This window comes from Streptomyces sp. NPDC001219 (assembly GCF_053597915.1).
Genome location: NZ_JBSFJF010000017.1, coordinates 27,917 through 48,947, shown reverse-complemented (window position 1 = coordinate 48,947; position 21,031 = coordinate 27,917). Strand labels below are relative to the sequence as shown.

Here is a 21,031-nt window from a genome sequence, read left to right as displayed (position 1 = left end):
GGTGTGCTCCGGTCGGCTCACCGGTGGCCGCACCTCCCGGTGAGGGCCGGCGGCCGTCGATCAGCCGCACCGCGTGGTCGCCGCGATTCGCCTGTGGGTCCGCCGGTCCGCCGTCGGACAAGTCCTTCGGTGTCTCCCTGAGGAGCGCCGGGGCAGATCGGCTGGTGTCATCGCTCAGCGTCTCGAACTCGCCATCGTGAGGTGTGATGCACGGTCAGAGAGGATGAAACTGCTCAACTCTTGCCCGCTTTCGGGCAGAAAAGTAGATGTTCCATGACTCCCGGCATATGGTCATCGCCCATGATCTCCATGGACGCATTAGGGACTTTCGCGCTGATGGTGGGACTACTCACCCTCACTCCCGGCCTGGACACCGCTCTCATCCTGCGCACCGCCGCGCTCGGGCGCCGTCGTCGCGCCTGGGGCGTGGTCCTCGGAATCCAGAGCGGCACGCTGGTCTGGGGCGTGCTCACCTCGCTCGGTGTCACCGCGCTGCTGACCGCCTCTCACCTCGCGTACGAGACGCTGCGCTGGGCCGGGGCCGCGTATCTGGTGTGGATGGGCGGCAGGCTGTTGTGGGACACCTGGCGCCACTCGGTGGATGAGTGCCCGCAGTCGACCGGGAGTCGCCGCGAGGCCGAGACCGGGAAGGACGCCGACGGCACCCTGCGCGGCGGCTGGCGCCAGGGAATGGCGACCAATCTCCTCAACCCGAAGATGGGCGCCTTCTACGTCGCGGTGCTCCCGCAGTTCATCCCCGCTGACGCCCCGCATCTCACTGCGGGCGTACTCCTGGCCGGTGTGCACATCCTTCTGGCCGTCATATGGGCCTGTGTGCTGATCACCCTCGGGCATGCGCTCCGAGACCGCCTGCAACGGCCCGCCGCGCGCCGCGTTCTCGACCGCATCACCGGTACGGTCATCGCCGCCTTTGGATTGCGCCTCGCGCTCGGGGAGTGAGGCATCGGCGGTGGCACAATCCGACTGCGGGCTGCTTGCCACCGCGCCGACGACTACCGGAGACGGAAGCTTCGTGGGACCCGGACCGCTCCCTCCAGGACAGCGCCTCGCCAAAGGCTGGCCCGTCGCCCACTACGGTCCCGTTCCCCGATTCCCACACGGTGCCAAGCTGATCCATCAGGAGTCCGCAGCCGAACTCGACTATCCCGACGCGCTACAACCCATCGTTGATCTGGCGACAGCACTTGACCTGCTCAATGATCAACATCCGGACCAGCAACACATCCGCGACCAGGTCACCTCCGCGGCACGTGACTTTCTCGCCACAGAAGCGCACCAGACCACAGCCCTTGAACTACATCGCACGGCCTACCGTGACCGGTTCACGGAAAGCGAGCCAGAACCCGAGTAGCGACGTCTTTTTGACATGACATTGGGCGTCGCACGCTCAGGGGAATAAGCGGTGTTCACGAGTACGGGAGTCAGCTGCCGCAGGCCTTTCCCCGGGGGTATCCGTCACTGTCCGGTCCGGTTGGTGAGGGGCTGTTGGGAGGCGGTCGGTGGTGCGAACAGTGCCTGGACGGTTTCGGCGGCCGTTTCGCGCAGCCAGGTGTGGGCGCGGTCGTCGTCGTAGCGCTGGTGCCACAGCAGGTACAGGGGGACGTCGGGCAACTGGAGTGGCAACGGCAGTGCGACCAGGCCGAGTTGGTCCCGGGCTGCGCGGGTGACCGCGTCTGGAAGGGTGACGACCAGGTCGGTGTCGAGCGCGAGTTGCAGAGCGAAGGCGGCGGTGGGCCCGGCGGCCACGACGCGTCGTTCGTTGCCGCGCGTGGTCAGGGCGTCATCGATCTGGTCGTGTAGGCGTCCGCGCCGCGAAACGGTGAGGTGTTCGGCGGCCGCGTAGCGTTCGAGGCTCAGCGGGCCTTCGGTGAGCGGGTGGCCTGGGCGTACGGCGACGACCAGCCGATCCCTGCCGATGAGGCGGTGGCGGATGTCGGGGAGCGTCGGCCGACTGGAGCTTGATTCGAGGTCGACCTCGCCTCGGCGCAGCTCGGGGGTGTCCGTACCGGGTTCGGCGGACAGGCGCAGTTGGACGCCGGGGGCCTGGCGGTGGACGGCGGTGATCAGGGCGGTGCCGCAAGCAGCGGTCAGGGCGTCGTGCCAACGCACGGTGAAGACCCGCTCCAGAGCCGCCAGATCGAGTTCCTGCTGCGCGGACAGAAGTTGGTGTGCCTGCTGCACGAGAGCGTGGACCTGGGCACGCATGGCCAGGGCTCGGGTGGTGGGGACCATGCTGCGGCCGGTGCGGACCAGGATCTGGTCGCCGGTGGCCTTGCGGATGCGGCCCAGGGAGCGGCTCATCGCCGGTGCGGTGACGTGAAGGCGTGCTGCCGCGCCGGCGACACTGCCCTCTTCCAGCAGCGCGTCCAGGGCGGTGAGCAGGTTCAAATCCAGTTGCATGAGAGTAACTCTACGAGTGAAAAGCATGCACTTGTTGTTAGCAATCAGGGGGCCTAACTTCGAAGGGCGGGTGCGGCACAAGCCGCCCCGCAAGGACCGAACCCAGGGAGCCCGCCATGAGCACAGCCATGCCTTTCGCCGCCGACACGACGCTCCTGTCCGAGGTGACCGCCGCGGTGAAGGCCGCCGGCCTCACGCTGCGCGACCGCCACACCTCGCAGGCCCGGGGCGTGAGTCTGGACGAGGTCGTCGCTGAGATCCACGCCAACGACGACGCGGTGCTGGACGTGCTCCGGGAGCCGCTGCTGCGGGCCCGGCCCGGATCGCAGTGGGCCGAGGACGAGTTGGCCGGCGGTGCGCTCCCGCCCGGGGAGTGGTGGGTCGTCGACCCCGCCGAGGGCAACATCAACCACGTCCACGGCATGGAGGACTGGGCCGTGACCGCCACCCTGGTCCGCGACAACCAGCCGGTGCTCACCGTCGTCCACCTGCCGCTCACCGACGACACCTACACCGCCGTCGCCGGCGGCGGTGCCCACCTCAACAACCGGCCCCTGACGGTGTCCGCCAAGACCGACCTGGGCGCCGCGCTCACCGGCACCGGCCAGGCCAGGCCCGGCGAGGACGAGCGCACCTTCCGGCGGATCGGCGACTCGGTCACCGCCATGCTCATCAACGGCCTGGTAGTGCGCGTGTCCGTGCCCGCCACGATGCAGCTCATCCACGTCGCCGCCGGACGCATGGACGCCTTCTGGCAGTTCTCCGACGTCCGCTCCGGCCTGGTCGCCGGCGCCCTGCTGGTCTCCGAGGCCGGCGGCACCGTCACGGACCTGGCGGGCGAACCCTGGCACACGGGCAGCCGCGACTTCCTGGCCGCCGCACCCGGCATCCACGCCACCACCCTCAAGGTCCTGTCGACCATCGCCTGACCGGGCACCTCCGCTCTTCCACCCGATACCGCAAGGAGCATCACCTCATGACCAGCATCGGCATCCTGGGCACCGGCCGCGTCGGCGCCAACCTCGCCAGCAAGCTCTCCCAGGCCGGACACCACGTCATCCTCGGCCACCGGAGCCCGACGGAAGAGACCACAGCGGCTGCCCAAGACACAGGCCCCCGCGTCTCCTTCGCCGACCAGCGCACCACCGCCCGCACCGCGGACATCGTGATCAACGCGACGCCCGGCGACAGCGCCCTTGACCGCCTGACCAGCCTGCGAACCGAACTCGCCGGCAAGATCCTCATCGACGTCTCCAACGCCACCCGCGACGCCGGCGACGGCCTGCCCGGCGACCTGTGCTACCCCGGCAGCAGCCTCGCCGAGCAGCTCCAGGCCGCCCTCCCCGACACCCATGTGGTCAAGACCCTCAACACCATGCTGTTCATGGTCATGACCGCCCCCGAAACCCTGGCCACCCCACCGACCGCCTATCTCTCGGGCGATGACCAGAACGCAAAGAAGACCGTCACCGGCCTGCTCGGCGACCTGGGCTGGCAGCCCGCATGGATCGAGGACCTCGGCGGCATCACCACAGCCCGCGCCACCGAGGCCATGATCCTCGTCGTGCCCCACATCCTGCGCCGACACGGCTTCAAGCCCTTCGCCGTCTCCCTCGCCCGCTGACCCGCCAAGGCCGGTTCAGACCAAAGTCAGGCGGCGGGCCCGTGCGAGGCAGCTGGGCGCTGCCACGGACAACGCCCACTGGGCCGCAAGTGACGCCCGAACTCATCGACCTTGATCATGCCTACGACGCCCGACGCGACTCCCGAAGTTGCCCTCTGCCATCGAACCCAGTCGTGTGAGGCAGCCGTGCCGGGGCCTTCGAACCACGGCTGCCCCTCTCGTCCGGGTGGGTGTGGCAGGGCCACCCGGTGGCGGTTCTGGCCCGTACGTTGGCAGGCATGGACAAGAACCGACTGAGCGAGTTCCTGCGGGCCCGACGCGCGCTGACGCCGAGGACCACGGGATACCCGCGGGGACACGTCGCACCCCTGGTCTGCGCCGCGAAGAGGTCGCCGTCTTCGCCGGGGTGAGCACCGACTACGTGTGGTTGGAACAGGGACGCGAACACAATCCCTCACCCCAGGCCCAAAGGGCATTGGCGGCCGCACTCCTGCTGGAGGACGAGGAAACCGCCTACCTTCGCGCAATCACCAATCCGCCACAGCACGTGCGGTCCCCACAGGACTTCTACCGCGACTGGGCCGTCGTGGCGCAGGTGTTGCGCTCGGGGTCGGCAAGGATGCGGCGAGCTACCAGCCTGATCACAGTCAACGACGTTGCGGCCGAGCCGGTCCACCGCTGCGGCGACGAGGCCGTCCGTACGGCCCCCGCTCATCCCGAAGCCACGGACCGAGCTTGGGCCGGGTGACCGGGTCCGTGGCTCCCGATACCTCCCAGTCGTCGGCCCAGCCGATGATGTGCCCGCCGACAGATGCTGCGGCTGTCAGCACGTCCTCCCGTTGACGCTCCGGGGACGACGTGGCCAGCTTCCTGCGGGACAGACGCCGCACGCCGAGCAGGCACTTTCCGCATCCGTCGTAAGGTCGCTCGATCATTTCCAGGTCCGTGCCGCGCAAGGTCTCTCCGTTTCGGGCACGCAGGGTACGGAGAATTCACGGCCACCCCCGGGACGATCTTGGTCAGCCCATCGCGCTGAGGAGACGCCGAGATCGACATCGCCCGGCGTCTGGGGGTGTCGATGGCGGAGGTGAGCAGGCTGCCGTCCGTGGCCCGGCCGCGCGCTTGCGCGGGGCCGACCGTACTCTGCCGCCATGAACAAGACACTGACGCCGACTCCCGATGACGCCTTCGAGATGCTGCTGGCCGGCAACCAGCGGTTCGTGGGCGGCTTGCCCGAGCACCCCAATCAGGACGCCGCACGCCGTGCCGAGACCGCACCTGCCCAGAGCCCCTTCGCCGTGATGTTCGGGTGCTCCGACTCCCGGCTGGCCGCCGAGATCATCTTCGACCGGGGACTGGGGGATCTGTTCGTGGTCCGCACCGCCGGGCATGTCGCCGGTGCGGAGGTGCTGGGCAGCATCGAGTACGGGGTGAGTGTGCTGGACTGCCCACTGGTCGTGGTCCTGGGCCACGACTCCTGCGGGGCCGTCGCGGCTGCTCTCGACGCCGCCGACGGCGGCAAGGTGCCCTCCGGGTTCGTCCGTGACGTCGTCGAGCGAGTGACCCCGAGCGTGCTGGCGGCACGCGCCGCCGGACGCCAGCAGCCCGAAGAGATCCTTGACGAGCACATCCGGCACACCGTCGACCTGCTGCTGGACCGCTCCCGCCTCCTGACCGAGCGGGTGGCGGCCGGCCGCCTTGCCGTGGCCGGCCTGTCCTACCGGCTGGCCGACGGCAGTGCGCGACTGGTCGCCTCCCACGGTCTGAGCAGGGCTGCTGCCCCCGCGCAGTGACCCCTGGTGCCGCCCGCCGGCTTTCAGCGCTCCTGGAGGTCGGTGGCGGAGGAGGGCCGGGGCCCGGCGGCGCGGCGGAGCCGGTTGGCGATCGCCAGTCCCAGTCCCTCCTCCGCCGGCAGGGAGGCGACGATGAGATCGCACCCGCGCTGGTCGAGCGCGCGCAGGAAGCCGTACAGCCCGCGCGCGTAGGCGCCCATCGACGTGGGAACTGCCACCACGGCGTGCGCTTTCACCGGTGCGTCGGCGACGGACGGGGGAAGGAAGACGCCCACCTGGTGCCCGAGCTCCTGCGCGAGTTCCGCTTCGGCGACAACCCTCTCGGGCTCGACGAGAACGACCCTCGCCCGCGGCGCATAGTGCGACGGATGCTGACCCGGCACTCGAACGCGGCTCGCTGTAGGGACTGCAACCGGGCGCCCCAGCACCGCTTCGAGGTCCTCACGCGTCACCCCACCGGGCCGGAGGATGCTCGGGACATCGCCCGTGACATCGACGATCGTCGACTCCACACCGACCTCGCAGGGCCCGCCGTCCAGCACAAAGTCGACCGCCTCGCCGAGTTCGGCACCAACGTGGCCTGCCGTTGTGGGGCTGACCGAGCCGAAACGGTTCGCGGACGGGGCTGTGACACCACCTCCGAAGGCCGACAGCAGCGCGAGCGCGACCGGGTGGTCGGGCACCCGCACCGCCACCGTCTCCAGGCCCCCCGTCGCTTCGAGAGGAACCCGGCGACCACGCCGCAGGACCAGCGTGAGTGGCCCCGGCCAGAAACGTTCGGCCAGCAGCCGCGCCGCCTCCGGAACGTCCTCGACCCAGTCGCCCAGCTGCTCCGCAGCGCCGATGTGAACGATCAGCGGATGGGCGGGCGGACGCCCCTTGACCTGGAAAATACGCGCGACCGCGGCGGGATTCTCGGCGTCGGCGCCCAGACCGTAGACGGTCTCGGTAGGGAGAGCTACCAGACCTCCGGCACGCAGCACGCCTGCCGCCTTCGCGATGTCACTGGTTCTTACCGTCACCCTCGCAATCCTCCCACTTGACCCAACTGCCCACGTTCCGCGATCGCGTCGGCGCGTGACGACGAACGAGGCTGCCCCACTTCTGCGACAGGCCATACCGGATCTGACCCATCGACGCAGTGGCGCGGGCGCCACCTGGTCCGCCACCGCACCTGCCGGAGCGTGACCGCCACCAGTTGAACCACAGGCTGCGGGCCACCTGCCCGCTCCCGACGGTCCACGGGCACGGTCGCGTCACATGGTGACTCCGCTGCTCCGCTGTTCGAGGGCGGCGTGCTGCGGCAAAGAAGGAGGCGCGACGGAGGAAGGCTGAGCGGGTGCCCCCGTCCCGTCCAGGTGGATCTCGCCATACGTGCCTCAGCTACGGCGTTCCGGCACGGTGTCGGCCCATCCCAGGGGATGCAGCTCCAAGGCATCCACCGGCGGTTCGCCTCCCGCGTCATTGAAGGCCGTGAGCGCATCAATGAGCGCGGAGCGCTGCGCAGGGGCGAGACGTTCGACGATGGTGCTGATCTCCGCGCGGCGGCGGGCGGTGACGTCCTCAACGGTGCGCCGCCCCTCGTCGGTGAGCTGGAGAAGGGTCTCGCGCCGGTTGGCGGGGTTGGCCTGGCGGTCCGCCAGACCGGCCGCGATGAGCCGGTCCACCATGCGCATGGCGGTCGAGGGGGCGACCTGGAGCAGTTCGGCGAGCGCGACCAGCTTGGTGGCCCCTCGCGTGGCGAGCACCACCAGCATCCGGAACTGGGGAAGCGTCACCCGCTCCTCGACCTCGCCGAGTGACCGCGCGGACACCGCGACCAGCAGCCTTGACGCCGTGAGCACCGCTCGGGTCACCGCATCCACGTCGTCCACGCCCTTCATGGGGGCTCCGCTCTCGGCCATGCCCCATTTCTACCGTCCGGCGACAACAGCGGTCCCATCGGGACACCCACCGTCCACACAACGCCCATCACCGGTGCCGCCCTCACGAGGCAGGGCGCACCAGCGCGCCCAGCGCAAGGCTTCGACACTCCGGAGCCCCGTAACCCTTGCACCCCGGGAACGCATTTCAGACTATGCAACTGTCGCACTGTCGAAAATCTGTTCCCTGGCGCCTCCCGCTCGCGCCCGGGCCAGCGGCTCCCCCCTTCGCCCTGGATGGTGGCAGACGGTAGGGGAGCGGGAAGCAGGAGACCTGTTGGTCCGATCCGTTCACGGAGCACTGCCGGCCCTGGACGCCCAAGGGCGCTACCTGGGCACGCTTACCGCCCGATCCGTGGCCGAAGTGCTCGCCGAACGCCCCGGCGGCGACTGTGAACCCCCGGCCCTCGCGGCCGATCTCACCGAACCGACCGCTCCGCTCACCACCGACATGCCGCTGTCCACCGCCCTGCACACCCTTGTCACCGCACCCGGGACCGGCCTCCCCGCACTCACCCCCGACAAAGACCGGCTGGTCGGCTGGCTCACCCACCAGAGCGCCCTGCGTGCGCTCCACACGCCCGTCTCCACCTGACGCAGGATGGCCTCACCGGCACACCCGGACGACGGACGGGCTTCCACGGTTCCGCGACGGCAAGGTCCCACCGCACAACTCGCCGCCGCCGAGCGCACCTTGGAACGACCGGAGACCGCCCGCGAGACCGTGCTGGAACCGGCCGCCGAGGACGGCGCCCCACTGCCCGAGCCGCTGCCGCCCGGCCACCGCGAGATCCCGGCCCCCTTCGATCCGAACGGGGACGGGCTGCGCGCCAGGGACGTCTGTCGCACCTGGGTGCCAGCACCGAACCGCGGCACACCGAAGACATGCACGCCAAGCTGAAACGCCTGGTCAACCGCGGCATCCTCACCGATGCCGAGCCCGGCCTGTTCACCCTCACCCCGCCGGCGCCGGCCACCCCAGAGACCGACTCAAGCTGACATCAGACGCAGTCGCGCAGAACACCACTCAGGCGCCGAGGTCCTCGATGATCTCCCTCACCTGGCGATTCAGCGAGGGGGCCCACCACGCCGACAACGGCGCCAGCCGGGTGACAGCCGCCCCCAACCACTCCGGGTCACCCAGGCGGTGCAATGCCCTCACTTCGGACGCCCTCCGGAACAGGGCTTTCACCACGTAGACGTGGTTGCCTGTGTAGGGGCGCTCGTGATGGGTGTAGTTCACCGACCAGGGCTCGTACGGATGGCGAAGGAGCCCACCCACGGAACAGCCGTTGCGGCCGGTCTCCATGTGGCCGCCGAGAACGCCCAGCACGCCCATGGTGCGAGTGGCGTGCCACGCCTGATAGGTGGCTCGGATATCCAGCTCCACGAACTTGGACCACGGGACGACGGCCAGGGGTTCCGGCGCTCCGGGCTCATGGTGCTCCATGCCCTCGGCGGTGAGGACCACGCACGAGCCGCCCTCCCGCTTAGGGTCCCCGATGATCCAGCGGTCCCCGACCAGTTCCAGTGGCCCCAGGTACTCCATCATGATCCCCCGTCGGTCGTGTGTTCGCCCGACCCCTCCGGCCGGCCCCGCTCACCCGGCTCCCCCACCCAGCCGGGCGCCGTGAAGGCAGGGAGCCCAGTCATCCCGCGCCACATCCTCAACCTCACCGCACGACTACGACGCCCGAAGCCCATACCCACAAGACCTCGCCCGAGCCACACACGACGGAAAGGAGGCATCAACCCCTCGAAACGCCCTCTGAAGCCTCCGGCCAAGATGCCCCCGGCACGGACAAGGCCAGAAGGCGGCGCGAAGGAACGGGATAGTAGCCCATGAGCCTCGCCTGTCGGCTGGTTTTGAGCATCGTTGCCTCAATCCGCTTCTTTGCCTAATGCAAAGGTTAGCGTGGCGCCGCCCGCCATCGCCAGGACGGCGCCCGTCGGCGATCCGTCGCGCGCATTCCAGGAGGCACGATGAAATCGCACGCGCGAAACCCCAGGCCCACGTCGAACCGCGGCCGCCTCATAGCCGCCGCTCTCGCCCTCACCACGGTCATCGCTGCCGTATCCGTGTGGCTGTGGCAGCGGAACAGCCCCGCCGAAGAGTCCGTCTCCGCCGATCTGCCGGCCGCGAATGCGGCAGCGGCCGGGCCGGAGGGCGGCAACTCGGGCGACGTCACCGCCCTGGACAAGACCTTCCTCACCAAGGTCCGGCAGGCCGGGCTGTGGGAGATGCCGGCCGGGCGGCTCGCCCAGACGCACGCGTCGAGCGAGGCCATCAAGCGCGCCGGGATGCATCTGCTCGAAGGACACAGCAAGCTCGACCAGCTCGCCCGCGAGGACTCCGAGGCACTGAGCGTCCCCATCCCCGACCAGGCCACAGCCGAACAGCAGGGCTGGGTGAGCCAGTTGAAGAAGGCCCGGGGCAAGGCGTTCGACCAGCTCTTCGTCGACCTGCTCCGCGCCTCCCACGGCAAGATCTTCATCACCATCGGCGAGGTCCGCGCCACCACCAAGAACACACTGATCCGGCGACTGGCCACCCAGACCAACAACACCGTCCAGGACCACATGGACGTCCTGGAGGACACCGGCCTGGTCACCGACGACACCCTCGACGACGTCGCCTCGACCATCCCCAAGTGACCATCCGCCGCACGGGGTGTTGCCTGACGCTACGCGCCACGCCCGAGGCGTTGGTTGCGTACCGGCCTGGAGCGCCCCTTCAGAAGGCACCAGGGCAATCGACGCCCCGCGCAGCGAGTTGGCCCTGCGCCCGCCGAATGCCACAGAGGCGCAGGGCCACCGGCTGGAAGCCGGGACGACGGTGCGACGCACGCGGCACCTAGTCGTGATCGTCGCGCATCTCGAACCCCAACGGGCGGGGCCACGCACTGACTTGCCGGGAATGCAGAGTTCAACCCGAACGGCCGAGTGGTGGCGGGGTGAACGCTCGGGATTCCCCGTTCGGCCGCGAAGGCCGCGTCGTAGCCGCCGTTGAGAAGAATCGGGGCGAGGCTGATGACTTCGGGGCGACAGACGGCGCCGGCAGGTCGGTGACGGCCGCGCCCAGGACCTGGCCGCCGGGTGCTGAAGCTGATCCCCTGCCCGACCGCTGGCAGCCCAGTAGCGTGCCGTAGCGGAGCGCGCGGGCACGCCGGACAGCCATTCACGCCGAACACGGCGTGATACGAGGCGGCATTAAAGACGCGTAAAGATTGCCGGAATCCGGCAATGTGCCGCATCGGTCATGCGTGCGACGATCCTTCCCGTTCAAGCGATTCGAGAGAACGGGGGAGGGCGTCCGCAGTGACCTGGTTTCTTGGCCTCGGCATAGCAGGCATCGTGCTGCTCGTGCTCTCGCTGGTCTTTGACGGTGTCCTCGAAGGGGCCTTCGGGGGAGTTCTGGACGGGCTCTTCGACGGTCTGCTGTCGCTTCCGGTGATCGCCGGTTTCCTGTCGATGTTCGGTTTCAGCGGCGCGATCCTGCTGGGCGGCACCGGACTCGGTGCCGGTGCCGCCGCGGGAATCGGCGTGTTCGCCGGAGCCGCCGCGGGCTGGCTCGCGTGGAAGTTCAGCCGGGTGCTGATGCGCGATCAGACCGACGCCACTCCGCGCCAGGACGACCTGATCGGTACGGCGGGATCGGTGGTGACCGCCATTCCCGCCGACGGCTACGGCGAAGTGCTGATTCGTCTCGGGGGCCACCCCGTGAAGCTGGCGGCCAAGAGCGCGGTTCCCGTGGCCCGAGGGGCTGAGGTCTGGGTGGAGGCCCCGCTCTCGTCCACCTCGGTGGCCGTCCGGCCCGTCGAGCGCTGACCGACCGGCACCGCCTCTCAGCCCACGACCTCCTCGACAGGTAGCCGGAGCCGTCTCCCACCACCGAACCCGGACCACCCACATCAGACCACCGAACACAGACCACCACTCGATCTGCCGACCCCTGGGAAGGCAGGGGGGATCTCCGATATGAGTCCAGTCATCGCCGCCGTCGTAGGAGTCGTCGTACTCCTCGTCCTGCTCGCCCTCGTCGTCATCACCCGCTACAAGGTCGCGGGGCCCAACGAGGCGTTCATCATCACCGGACGGCGGGGCAAGAAGTCCATCGACCCGGATACCGGACAGGTCAGCATCGACAACAGCGGCCAGAAGGTCGTGGTCGGTGGCGGCGTCTTCGTGGTCCCGTTCGTCCAGCAGAAGTTCTCCCTGGACCTGTCGAGCCGGCACATCCCGGTCGCCGTCCGGGGTGCGGTCACCCTGCGCGGGGTGAAGGCCAACCTCGAAGGCGTCGCGATCGTGAAGGTCGGCGGCAGCGAGGACGCGATCCGGGCCGCGGCCCAGCGCTTCCTGCAGCAGCAGAACGGCATCGTCGGCTTCACCCAGGAAGTGCTCTCCGGCGCGCTGCGGGCCATCGTCGGCCGGATGTCCGTCGAGGACATCATCCGCGACCGGGCCGCCTTCGCCGGGCAGGTCGCGGAGGAGGCCGAGGCGAGCCTGTCGGGGCAGGGCTTGATCCTGGACGCGTTCCAGATCCAGGACATCACCACCGAGGGCTCCTACCTGGAGGACCTGGGCAGGCCGGAGGCCGCCCGCGCCCGTCAGGAGGCCGACATCGCCGAGGCGAACGCGAAGCGTGCTTCGGAGCAGGCCCGGCTGAAGGCGGCCGAGGAGATCGCCATCGCCGAGCGGACGTTCAACCTGAAGCAGGCCGAGATCCGCGTCGAGACCGAGGCTGCGGCCGCCCGCGCCAATGCCGCCGGTCCGCTCGCCGAGGCCGCGCGTCAGCAGGAGGTCCTCTCCGAGCAGGAGAAGGTCGCCGAGCGGCAGGCCGCGCTGACCGACCGGGAACTCGACACCAAGGTCCGCAAGCCCGCCGACGCCGCCCGCTACCAGGCCGAGCAGGAGGCCGAGGCCCGGCGCATCGCCCGGGTCAAGGAGGCCGAGGCGGAGGCGCAGCGTGCCCGGCTGACCGGTGAGGGCGAGAAGCTGCACCGTGCGGCGCTCGCCGAGGCGGTACGGATCGAGGGCGAGGCGGACGCGGCGGCGATCGCGGCGAAGGGCTCGGCGGAGGCCGAAGCGATGCGGAGGAAGGCCGACGCGTTCGCGCAGTACGGCGATGCGGCCATGCTCCAGATGCTGGTCGAGGCGCTGCCGCAGGTCGTCGCCAAGGCGTCCGAACCGCTCAGCGCCGTGGACAAGATGACCGTGATCTCGACGGACGGCGCCGGCCAGCTCTCCCGTACGGTCGCCGACAACGTCGCCCAGGGCATGGAACTGCTCAGCTCCACCACGGGCGTCGACTTCACCGAGATGCTCAAGGGCCTCACTCAGCGCGGCACGGCCGCGAAGGCAGAGGCATCCGTCCCTGAGCGGGCCGCCGCCAACGGGCAGATCCCGATCACCGACTAACCATCCAACAGGGGAAGGCAGGAGCCCGCCGGCGGATTGCTGTCGGCGGGCTCCTGCCTGTCTCCCCGCCGGTCTCCGCATCGGCGCGCAGCCTCTCCGGCCTGTGTGTGTTAAGAAAGCGCAAGCAATACGCCAAGGGGTGGGACGAGTGGCACGGCGGGAGATACCCGAGGAGTTCCTGGACGGATACGACCGGACCCTCGACGACGTGGCACGGACCGGGCGCCTCCTGAACCGTGACGAACTCGCCTCTCGGCGCACGGCCGGTGAGCAGGCGGCCGAGGCCGGCCACAGCCTGCGCTCCCTGATCAACAGCCACCTCACGGTCACCCGCGCCGCCTGGCCGCGCCATGCGTCGGCGCACGCCGACAGTGCCCTCGCCGCCGTCGCACAGGTCGTCGATGCCCTCGCCGAGGGCTTTGAGCGTGCCCAGCACCTCGCCGTACGCCAAGAAGAGGCCGAACGCCGCGAATTCATCGACGACCTGCTCCATGGAAGCGCCGACCTGGGGCGCCTCGCTGAACGTGCCGAGCGCTTCGGCCTGCGCTTCTCCCACGCCCACGCCGTCGCCGTCGCCGAGGGCACCGCCGCCTACTCGGAGGCCGACCCCGTCGCACGCCGCGTGGAACTCGCCCTCCTGGGGCGCTTCGGCGACCGCCAGATACTGCTCACCACCAAGGACGGCCGCCTGATCTGCATCGCGCCCGGGGACCAGACGGACGTCCTGACCTCGTTCGCCAAGCAGGCCCACGCCGCCACGGACGGCGGCCGGGTCGCGGTGGGCCGTACCCACCCCGGCGCCGGCGGCGTCGTCCAGTCCTACCAAGAGGCCCTGAACGCCCTCGGACTGGCGGAGCGCATGAACCTCGACGATCCCGTCCTCCACGCCGCTGACCTCCTCGTCTACCCCGTTCTCACCCGGGACCGCGAGGCTATGGCGGACCTCGTCCGCAGTGCCCTCGGCCCGCTCCGGCAGGCCCGCGGCGGCGCCGAACCGCTGCTGGAGACGCTGACCGCGTACTTCGACTCGGGATGCGTATCGGCGGAAGCCGCCCGGCGCCTGTCCTTGAGCGTCCGGGCACTGACCTACCGCCTGGGCCGCATTCACCAGCTCACCGGCTCCAATCCGGCCGACCCCGTGCACCGCTACACCCTTCACACCGCCGTCATCGGCGCACGCCTGCTCGACTGGCCGGCGAAGGAGCTGTAACGCCCCTGGGAGCTTGCGTCACAACGTTGCCCAACCCTTGAGGCACTTCTCATGTCACGGCCCGGGACGAGGCGCGATACTCGACCGGTGGACTCGATCTACCGCAGTACGACGGGCAGGGAGCTGATCCGACGTTGGTGCCTCGACCAGCTCGCCGCATGGCCGGTGCCACACGAACGCAAGACGGTGACCGCAAAGGGCGCATCGACCCACCTGGTTCTCGCCGGCTCCGGCGCAACGACCGTCGTGTTCGTCCCGGGCACCAACTTCAACGCCGCCGCGTCCCTGCCGCTGGCCACGGCCCTGGTCGCCACCGGCCACCGGGTCCTGCTGGTTGACGTCCCGGGCCAGCCCGGTCTCAGTTCCGGCGAACGTGGCCTTTCCGGCGGCCGGTTGTCCTGGTACGGCGCGTGGCTGAGCGAGGTCATCGAGAAGATGTCGTCCGAGCCGGTAGCGGTGATGGGCCACTCCTTCGGTGCCGCCATCGCCCTGTCCACCGGCTGTCCCCGGATCGACCGGCTCGTCCTGGTTTCCCCTGGCGGACTAACCAGGCTGAGATTGACCCCCACCGTGCTGGCCGCCTCGGCCGCCTGGTTCCTGCGGCCCGCACCGACGCACAGCGCCCGGCTCCTGCGTGCCATGCTCGCGCCTGACCATCTACCCCGCGAGGAACTGGTGCAATGGATGACACTGGTCGCCCGGCACGCGCGCTCCAGCGGGGCGCCCGGCGCCGCCACCCTGACCGCGCGATCGATCCCCCACCTGGTCGTCACCGGGGAGCACGACGCCTTCCTCCCTCCGCGGCGGCTCGGCCCGGCAGTGCGCGCCACACTCGGAGCTGAGCTGGGTGTGATCTCCGAGGCTGGACACCTCGTGGTCGAAGAACGCCCCGAATACCTGTCCACCTTGCTGGAGATTCCGGGTCGGCCCCCATCCGATGCCCCTGTGGAGTAGCCGGCCTTCGTGTGCTGGGTCTACCGACCAGCAGGACCTCTGGCCTGCGACTGCAACGGTGACCGGCGGCCAGCACGACGCCAGGATCGGCGAGAGGGCCAACGATCGCATTCACCTGCCGATACACAGGTAAGCGGGGTCCGTATACGCAAGGCGCGAGCGTATACGGACCCCGCTTGAGGAGCCGGGCCGCGGGGGCGGTCAGACGGTGGTCTTCACCGGCTCCTGGTCTTCGTCGGCCCCGTCGGTCTCACCGGCCTTGCGGGCGCGGACGTACTCCAGGAAGGAGTTCAGCTCGCGCTTGACGACCGGGGCGAGGAGGTAGAGGCCGATGATGTTGATGACGGCCAGCATGAAGAGCACTGCGTCGGCCATGTCGATGAGCGTCTGGAGGGTCAGCAGGGAGCCGGCGACGGCGAACAGGGTGTAGACGACCTTGTAGGTGAGTTCGCTGGCCTTGCTGCGGCCGAAGAGGTACGACCATGCCTTGAGGCCGTAGTAACCCCAGGTCAGCACCGTTGAGATGGCGAAGAGCAGCACCGCGACGGTCAGGATGTACGGGAACCAGGGCATGACGGTCGCGAAGGCGTCGGAGGTGATGGTGACGCCCTGGGCGTCGCCGTTGCCGACCTTCCAGCTGTCGGGGCTCGCGATGACGATGGTCAGCGCGGTCATGGTGCAGATGACGACCGTGTCGATGAACGGTTCCAGCAGGGCGACCAGGCCCTCGCTGGCGGGGTGCTTGGTCTTGACCGCGGAGTGCGCGATCGGGGCGGAGCCCAGACCGGCCTCGTTGGAGAACGCGGCCCGCTTGAAGCCGATGATCAGGGCGCCGAGCACACCACCGGCCACGCCCTCGGGGTTGAAGGCGCCTTCGATGATGGTGCCGACCGCGGCGGGCAGGGCAGTGACGTTCACCAGGATCACGGTCAGGCAGGCCACGATGTAGATGCCGGCCATGGCGGGGACGAGCTTGCTGGTGACCGAGGCGATGGAGCGGATGCCGCCGAGCAGCACGATACCGACGAGCGCCGCGACGAGGACGCCGAAGAACAGCGCGTCGGCGGAGGAGCCCAGGATGCCGCTCTCGCCGCCGGTGACGGAGACGAGCTGGGCGTAGCTCTGGTTGACCTGGAAGAGGTTGCCGCCGAAGAGGCCGAAGAACAGGACCATGGCGGAGGCCAGGGTGGCGAGGACCTTGCCGAGGGTCTTGCCGCGGCTGCCGAAGCGGTCGACGAGCCCCTTGGGCAGATAGTGCATGGGGCCACCGGAGACGCTTCCGTCGGCGTGCACCTCGCGGTACTTCACGCCGAGGGTGACCTCCACGAACTTGGTGGCCATGCCGAGCAGACCGCAGAGGATCATCCAGAAGGTGGCTCCGGCGCCGCCGATGGAGACGGCGACGGCGACACCGGCGATGTTGCCGAGACCGACGGTGCCGGAGACCGCGGCGGTCAGCGCCTGGAAGTGGTTGACCTCGCCGGCCGACCCCTTCTCGTCGTACTTGCCACGCACCACGTCGACAGCGAGCCGGAACTTACGGACCTGCACGAACCCGAACCAGCCGGTGAAGACCAGACCGGCGACCACGAGCCAGGCGACGATGAGGGGCAGTTCCGTCCCACCGACGGGAACGGAGTAGAAGACGACTTCACCGAGCCAGGCAGCTATGGGTTCGAAGAACGAGCTGACTGCGGTGTCGACGGATCTGGTGAATGCATCGAGAGACACGATGGCTACCTCGGTGGCGCAGGGACCGGCGCACAGGAGGTTGCGCCGGTGGATGTGCGGTCTTTGGGCGAACGCCGTGTCCGATCGGCGACCCGCGGGGCCACGGTCCGCGGACTCGGACCGTGATCACCCTGGTCGTGCTGCCGGTGCGTGCCGGCACTCCGCGCTGCGACGAGGGGTGGGCCGCCTGCGGTGTTGCGCAGTTTTAGCACGCCCTTTACCAATCCATTAGTGACGCACATCACATAACGGTGGGTAGGTTTCGAAAGTCGCAGCGAGCGAGACCGCTCCGTTACGCAGAACCGGGGGCCTCGAAGGTCAAAAGCCTCTGCGAATTCCCTGCCGGGCTCCGGCAACAATGGCGCGCCACCGATGCGCGCTAGAGACCTGTCAAAATCGCGTAAAGAGCAGGTATGGTTCCCCGCGGTGTGCCGGGAAGCCTGGTCGGCGAATTGGAGAGAGCTCTCTTTACCGATCGGGGACACCCATGGTGCTCGTTGCCGTCTTCGGAGTCGCGCTGCTCATCGCGGTGCTGCTCTCCGGGCTCGCCGCCCGTACGGTCCTGTCCACCTCGTTGCTCTTCCTCGTCAGCGGAGCGCTGGTCAGCGACGGCTTCCTCGGTCTGATCCACATCACACCGGACAGCGAGATCGTCTCGGTCACCGCGGACCTCGCCCTGTTCGCCGTGCTGTTCACCGACGGGATGCACGTCTCCTTCCCGAAGCTGCGCGAGAACTGGAAGAACCCGGCCCGTGCACTGGGCCTCGGCATGCCGCTCGCCTTCCTCGGCACGGCCCTGGTCACGCACTACCTGGTGGGCCTGGACTGGACGACATCGTTCCTCGTCGGAGCGGTGCTGGCGCCCACCGACCCGGTGTTCGCCTCGGCGATCGTCGGGCGCAAGGAAGTCCCCGCCAGGCTCCGGCAGTTGCTGAACGTGGAAAGCGGCATCAACGACGGTCTGGCACTGCCGCTCGTCCTCATCCTGATCGCCGCAGTCGGCCCCACGGCCGGACATGCGGATACCTCGCTCGCGAAGATCGGGCTGGAGCTGGGCCTCGGGCTGGCCCTCGGCGTCCTGCTGCCCCTCCTCGTCGCCGGCCTCGTGCGCTTCCGGCTACTCGGCTCCGAGCCGAAGCTGCAGCCACTGCTGCCGCTGGCCACCGGGATCATCCTGTACGGGCTGTGCCATCTCACCCACGCCAACCCCTACCTCGCCGCCTTCTCCGCCGGTGCCGTGCTCACCGCGGCGTCTCCTGAAGCGAAGTCGGCGTTCGAGCCGCTCGGTGAGGCACTGGCCGAACTGGCCAAGTTCACCGCGCTGTTGGTGTTCGGTGCCCTGCTCACCCCACAGCTCTTCGGCGGCCTGTCCCTCGGCGGTTACGCCGCCGTCATCCTGGCGATCGTCCTCATCCGGCCGGCATCACTGCTGCTGTCGCTCATCGGGACACGATTCGCCCGCCGGGAGAAACTGGTCGCCGCCTGGTTCGGACCGAAGGGCTTCGCATCCGTCGTCTACGGCCTGCTGGTGCTGCAGTCCGGCATCCCGCAGGGCCAGGAGGCGTACACCCTCATCGCGGTCTGCATCGCGACCTCGATCATCGCCCACAGCAGCACGGACGTCCCGATCGCCCGCCTCTTCCACGTCGAGGACCTCACCGGCATCCCCGCCGACCGCGACCAGGACGCAGCAACAACGCCCCGCAGCAAGGAGACCGGCCATGTCCGCGCGTGACCTCTCCGCTCCCTGCCCCACCGCCTCGACCGAGGTCACCGCCGCGGCGGCCCAACGCGGAAGCCCTGCAGGCGGCAACGCTCATGGCCGCTGGACGGAACGACTCATCGGAGAACAATGAACGACTGGCAGAGCTGGGCCGCGATCGTCATCTTCGTCGGCGCATACACCCTGATCATCACCGAGAAGATCCACCGAGTGGCGGCAGCCCTCGGCGGCGCCGGCCTGATGCTGGCCATCGGGGCGACCGACGACAAGTCGGCCTTCCACTCCGAGCACAGCGGCATCGACTGGAACGTCATCTTCCTGCTGATGGGCATGATGATGATCGTCGGCGTCCTGAAGAAGACCGGCCTGTTCGAGTACCTGGCCATCTGGTCCGTGAAGAGGGCGAAAGCCAGGCCCTTCCGTGTGATGGTCATGCTGATAGTGATCACAGCCGTGGCTTCGGCGCTGCTCGACAACGTCACCACCGTGCTGCTCATCGCCCCCGTCACCCTGCTGGTCTGCGAGCGCCTCGCACTGCCCGTCGCGCCGTTCCTGATCGCCGAGGTCCTCGCCTCCAACATCGGCGGCACCGCCACCCTCGTCGGCGACCCGCCGAACATCATCATCGCCAGCCGGGCCGGACTGACCTTCAACGACTTCCTCGTCCACCTCGCTCCCCTGTCCGCCCTGCTGATACTGGCCCTCATCGCGCTCAGCCGCGTCCTGTTCCGCAAGTCGTTCCGGTACGACGAGGCGCGGGCCGCCGAGGTGATGGAGCTGGAGGAACGCGAGGCGATCCGCGACCCCCGGCTCCTCGTCCAGGGCTTGATCGTCCTCGCCCTGGTCGTCGCCGGCTTCGTCCTGCATCCGGTACTGCACTACGAGCCCAGCATCGTCGCCCTCCTCGGGGCCGGCCTGCTGGTCGCCGTGTCCACAGCCGAAACCCGCGACGTGCTCAGCGAGGTCGAATGGCCCACGCTCGCCTTCTTCGCAGGGCTGTTCATCATGATCGGCGGACTCATCGAGACCGGCGTGATCGGCGAGGTGTCCAAGGCCCTCGCGCAGGCGATCGGGAACGACGAACTGGGCGGGTCCATGGTCCTGCTCGGCGGCTCGGCCGTGCTGTCCGGTGTCATCGACAACATCCCCTACGTCGCCACCATGGCGCCCATCACCAGCGATCTCGTCACGGCGATGGGCGGCTCCGCCGACCACGTCCTGTGGTGGGCGCTGGCCCTCGGCGCGGACCTCGGCGGCAACGCCACCGCCATCGGTGCCAGCGCCAACGTCGTCGTGCTCGGCATCGCCGAACGCAACCGCACGCCCATCTCCTTCTGGCAGTTCACCAAGTACGGCCTCGTCGTCACCGCCGTCACCGTGGCCCTCTCGGCCGTATACGTGTGGCTGCGCTACTTCGCCCTGGCCTGACCGATGGCCACATGGACCCAGGCAGCACTCGGATGCGGTGCCGTCGTGGCGGCACGCGTCGTCCGCACCGCACTCGGGGGGATGGGCCAGGACGGGAACGAACGGAAATGAGGCTGAGGACCACGGGGTGAGCGTGACCGGGCTCGCGCTGCCGCACGCCGGGGCTGCGCGAACGGCCCGGCGCGCAACAGGAGGGCTGGAGCAGGCGCCGCCGGGGCCAAGCATGCGGCGTAAGCGTCGCGTCAACGTCATCGCCGGGAGCACGGCGATGGGCGACGCTGGGACCAGGGACACTCCCAGCAGACGAGGAGCAGGCCGTGCGCGCACGAGATCTGGCCGTTGACTACGAAGCCGTGAGCATCGAGAGCGATGCCCTGGTGGCGGCGCGGCTGATGGCCGAGCACAAGCTCCCCGGCCTCCTGGTGCTCGACGAGCACGGCCGCCCCAGGGCGATCCTCCCGGCCTCGCAGATGATCAAGGTCCTGGTGCCGGGGTATGTCATCGAGGACCCGGCCCTCGCCCCGGTCGTCGACGAGAAGCACGCCGATCAGCTCTGCCGGGCCCTGGCCGGGCGCAGCGTCGGCGACTGCCTGCCTGTCGACGCACCCCCGCCTCCCCTCGCGGACCCGGATGACACCGCGCTGGAAGTGGCGGCGCTCATGGCCCGCGTGCGCAGTCCACTGATCGCCGTCGCCGAGCAGGCCGAGGACGGCACGCACCTCCTCGGTGTGATCACCGCCGCCCACCTGCTGCACGAACTCCTCGAAGCATCCGGAAGCTGAGGCCGCACCACACTGGTCCAGGCCA

At 69.3% G+C, this 21,031-nt stretch carries 19 protein-coding genes and 1 pseudogene; 15 read left to right on the top strand and 5 right to left on the bottom strand.

The genetic code is table 11. The features are described 5' to 3' along the window. The first annotated feature begins 300 nt into the window (after window positions 1-300). Together ACWC9R_RS13735 and ACWC9R_RS13730 are read left to right on the top strand one after the other, a co-directional pair. Window positions 301-960, top strand: coding sequence for a LysE family translocator (locus ACWC9R_RS13735; protein WP_450731362.1), 660 nt, complete (start codon window positions 301-303; stop codon window positions 958-960). A gap of 73 nt (window positions 961-1,033) precedes the next feature. Beyond that, window positions 1,034-1,114: pseudogene (locus tag ACWC9R_RS13730) on the top strand (sulfite oxidase-like oxidoreductase); the annotation flags it as partial. A 362-nt stretch (window positions 1,115-1,476) separates the two neighbouring features. Here the strand turns inward: ACWC9R_RS13730 and ACWC9R_RS13725 are convergent. Beyond that, window positions 1,477-2,421, bottom strand: a complete 945-nt coding sequence (locus ACWC9R_RS13725) for a LysR family transcriptional regulator (protein WP_450731360.1) — start codon at window positions 2,419-2,421, stop codon at window positions 1,477-1,479. 116 nt (window positions 2,422-2,537) lie between these two features. Between ACWC9R_RS13725 and ACWC9R_RS13720 the strand changes: the two genes are divergently transcribed. The 4 genes from ACWC9R_RS13720 to ACWC9R_RS13705 all read left to right on the top strand — a co-directional run bounded on the left by ACWC9R_RS13720 (window position 2,538) and on the right by ACWC9R_RS13705 (window position 5,838). Further along, complete coding sequence (locus ACWC9R_RS13720) at window positions 2,538-3,350, top strand: inositol monophosphatase family protein (RefSeq protein ID WP_450731359.1); 813 nt, start codon at window positions 2,538-2,540, stop codon at window positions 3,348-3,350. Next, window positions 3,347-4,045 carry an NADPH-dependent F420 reductase gene (locus ACWC9R_RS13715; RefSeq protein WP_450731499.1) on the top strand — a complete coding sequence of 233 codons (699 nt, stop codon included), beginning with the start codon at window positions 3,347-3,349 and terminating at the stop codon, window positions 4,043-4,045. The genes ACWC9R_RS13720 and ACWC9R_RS13715 overlap by 4 nt, the downstream gene beginning before the upstream one ends. 175 nt (window positions 4,046-4,220) lie before the next feature. Continuing rightward, on the top strand, window positions 4,221-4,793 hold the full coding sequence (locus tag ACWC9R_RS13710; RefSeq protein WP_450731357.1) for a helix-turn-helix domain-containing protein: 573 nt from the start codon (window positions 4,221-4,223) through the stop codon (window positions 4,791-4,793). A gap of 403 nt (window positions 4,794-5,196) precedes the next feature. Further along, window positions 5,197-5,838 carry a carbonic anhydrase gene (locus tag ACWC9R_RS13705; protein ID WP_450731355.1) on the top strand — a complete coding sequence of 214 codons (642 nt, stop codon included), beginning with the start codon at window positions 5,197-5,199 and terminating at the stop codon, window positions 5,836-5,838. A 23-nt stretch (window positions 5,839-5,861) separates the two neighbouring features. Here ACWC9R_RS13705 and ACWC9R_RS13700 read toward each other — a convergent pair whose 3' ends face one another. Both ACWC9R_RS13700 and ACWC9R_RS13695 read right to left on the bottom strand, forming a co-directional pair. After that, entirely contained in the window at window positions 5,862-6,860 is a 999-nt protein-coding gene (locus ACWC9R_RS13700; RefSeq protein WP_450731353.1) for an L-threonylcarbamoyladenylate synthase, read from the bottom strand. A 357-nt stretch (window positions 6,861-7,217) separates the two neighbouring features. Then, complete coding sequence (locus ACWC9R_RS13695; RefSeq protein ID WP_450731351.1) at window positions 7,218-7,742, bottom strand: MarR family winged helix-turn-helix transcriptional regulator; 525 nt, start codon at window positions 7,740-7,742, stop codon at window positions 7,218-7,220. A 373-nt stretch (window positions 7,743-8,115) separates the two neighbouring features. Between ACWC9R_RS13695 and ACWC9R_RS13690 the strand changes: the two genes are divergently transcribed. Then, complete coding sequence (locus ACWC9R_RS13690; protein ID WP_450731349.1) at window positions 8,116-8,355, top strand: hypothetical protein; 240 nt, start codon at window positions 8,116-8,118, stop codon at window positions 8,353-8,355. 432 nt (window positions 8,356-8,787) lie between these two features. Here ACWC9R_RS13690 and ACWC9R_RS13685 read toward each other — a convergent pair whose 3' ends face one another. Beyond that, complete coding sequence (locus ACWC9R_RS13685) at window positions 8,788-9,312, bottom strand: hypothetical protein (RefSeq protein ID WP_450731347.1); 525 nt, start codon at window positions 9,310-9,312, stop codon at window positions 8,788-8,790. A 431-nt stretch (window positions 9,313-9,743) separates the two neighbouring features. On the opposite strand from ACWC9R_RS13685, the gene ACWC9R_RS13680 reads away from it, so the two are divergent. From ACWC9R_RS13680 to ACWC9R_RS13660, 5 genes are all read left to right on the top strand, one after another. Then, a complete protein-coding gene (locus ACWC9R_RS13680) occupies window positions 9,744-10,415 on the top strand; it encodes a DUF4142 domain-containing protein (protein ID WP_450731345.1) in 672 nt (223 codons plus the stop codon). Window positions 10,416-11,078: 663 nt separating this feature from the next. Beyond that, the gene (locus ACWC9R_RS13675) at window positions 11,079-11,588 is read left to right on the top strand and encodes a hypothetical protein (RefSeq protein ID WP_450731344.1); all 510 of its coding nucleotides are present in this window, start codon (window positions 11,079-11,081) and stop codon (window positions 11,586-11,588) included. Window positions 11,589-11,738: 150 nt separating this feature from the next. Then, window positions 11,739-13,178 (top strand): flotillin family protein, encoded by a 1,440-nt coding sequence (locus ACWC9R_RS13670; protein WP_450731342.1) that lies wholly within the window; start codon window positions 11,739-11,741, stop codon window positions 13,176-13,178. A 148-nt stretch (window positions 13,179-13,326) separates the two neighbouring features. Then, window positions 13,327-14,388, top strand: coding sequence for a PucR family transcriptional regulator (locus ACWC9R_RS13665; RefSeq protein ID WP_450731340.1), 1,062 nt, complete (start codon window positions 13,327-13,329; stop codon window positions 14,386-14,388). Between the two features lie 87 nt (window positions 14,389-14,475). Next, window positions 14,476-15,342, top strand: coding sequence for an alpha/beta fold hydrolase (locus ACWC9R_RS13660; RefSeq protein ID WP_450731339.1), 867 nt, complete (start codon window positions 14,476-14,478; stop codon window positions 15,340-15,342). Between the two features lie 201 nt (window positions 15,343-15,543). On the opposite strand, the gene ACWC9R_RS13655 is transcribed toward ACWC9R_RS13660, so the two are convergent. Next, window positions 15,544-17,073: an alanine/glycine:cation symporter family protein gene (locus ACWC9R_RS13655; RefSeq protein ID WP_450731338.1), complete on the bottom strand. Its 1,530-nt coding sequence runs from the start codon at window positions 17,071-17,073 to the stop codon at window positions 15,544-15,546. Between the two features lie 487 nt (window positions 17,074-17,560). Between ACWC9R_RS13655 and ACWC9R_RS13650 the strand changes: the two genes are divergently transcribed. The 3 genes from ACWC9R_RS13650 to ACWC9R_RS13640 all read left to right on the top strand — a co-directional run bounded on the left by ACWC9R_RS13650 (window position 17,561) and on the right by ACWC9R_RS13640 (window position 21,006). Further along, a complete protein-coding gene (locus ACWC9R_RS13650; RefSeq protein ID WP_450731337.1) occupies window positions 17,561-18,808 on the top strand; it encodes a cation:proton antiporter in 1,248 nt (415 codons plus the stop codon). 117 nt (window positions 18,809-18,925) lie between these two features. Then, on the top strand, window positions 18,926-20,224 hold the full coding sequence (locus tag ACWC9R_RS13645) for an SLC13 family permease (protein ID WP_450731335.1): 1,299 nt from the start codon (window positions 18,926-18,928) through the stop codon (window positions 20,222-20,224). A 317-nt stretch (window positions 20,225-20,541) separates the two neighbouring features. Beyond that, on the top strand, window positions 20,542-21,006 hold the full coding sequence (locus tag ACWC9R_RS13640; RefSeq protein WP_450731333.1) for a CBS domain-containing protein: 465 nt from the start codon (window positions 20,542-20,544) through the stop codon (window positions 21,004-21,006). Window positions 21,007-21,031 lie beyond the last annotated feature (25 nt).

Bases quoted from the DNA above. Each gene is read 5' to 3' on its own strand.
- ACWC9R_RS13645 (WP_450731335.1), top strand. From the start codon at position 18,926: ATGAACGACTGGCAGAGCTGGGCCGCGATCGTCATCTTCGTCGGCGCA.
- ACWC9R_RS13725 (WP_450731360.1), bottom strand. From the start codon at position 2,421: ATGCAACTGGATTTGAACCTGCTCACCGCCCTGGACGCGCTGCTGGAA.
- ACWC9R_RS13685 (WP_450731347.1), bottom strand. From the start codon at position 9,312: ATGATGGAGTACCTGGGGCCACTGGAACTGGTCGGGGACCGCTGGATC.
- ACWC9R_RS13735 (WP_450731362.1), top strand. From the start codon at position 301: ATGATCTCCATGGACGCATTAGGGACTTTCGCGCTGATGGTGGGACTA.
- ACWC9R_RS13720 (WP_450731359.1), top strand. From the start codon at position 2,538: ATGAGCACAGCCATGCCTTTCGCCGCCGACACGACGCTCCTGTCCGAG.
- ACWC9R_RS13650 (WP_450731337.1), top strand. From the start codon at position 17,561: ATGGTGCTCGTTGCCGTCTTCGGAGTCGCGCTGCTCATCGCGGTGCTG.
- ACWC9R_RS13695 (WP_450731351.1), bottom strand. From the start codon at position 7,742: ATGGCCGAGAGCGGAGCCCCCATGAAGGGCGTGGACGACGTGGATGCG.
- ACWC9R_RS13680 (WP_450731345.1), top strand. From the start codon at position 9,744: ATGAAATCGCACGCGCGAAACCCCAGGCCCACGTCGAACCGCGGCCGC.
- ACWC9R_RS13705 (WP_450731355.1), top strand. From the start codon at position 5,197: ATGAACAAGACACTGACGCCGACTCCCGATGACGCCTTCGAGATGCTG.
- ACWC9R_RS13670 (WP_450731342.1), top strand. From the start codon at position 11,739: ATGAGTCCAGTCATCGCCGCCGTCGTAGGAGTCGTCGTACTCCTCGTC.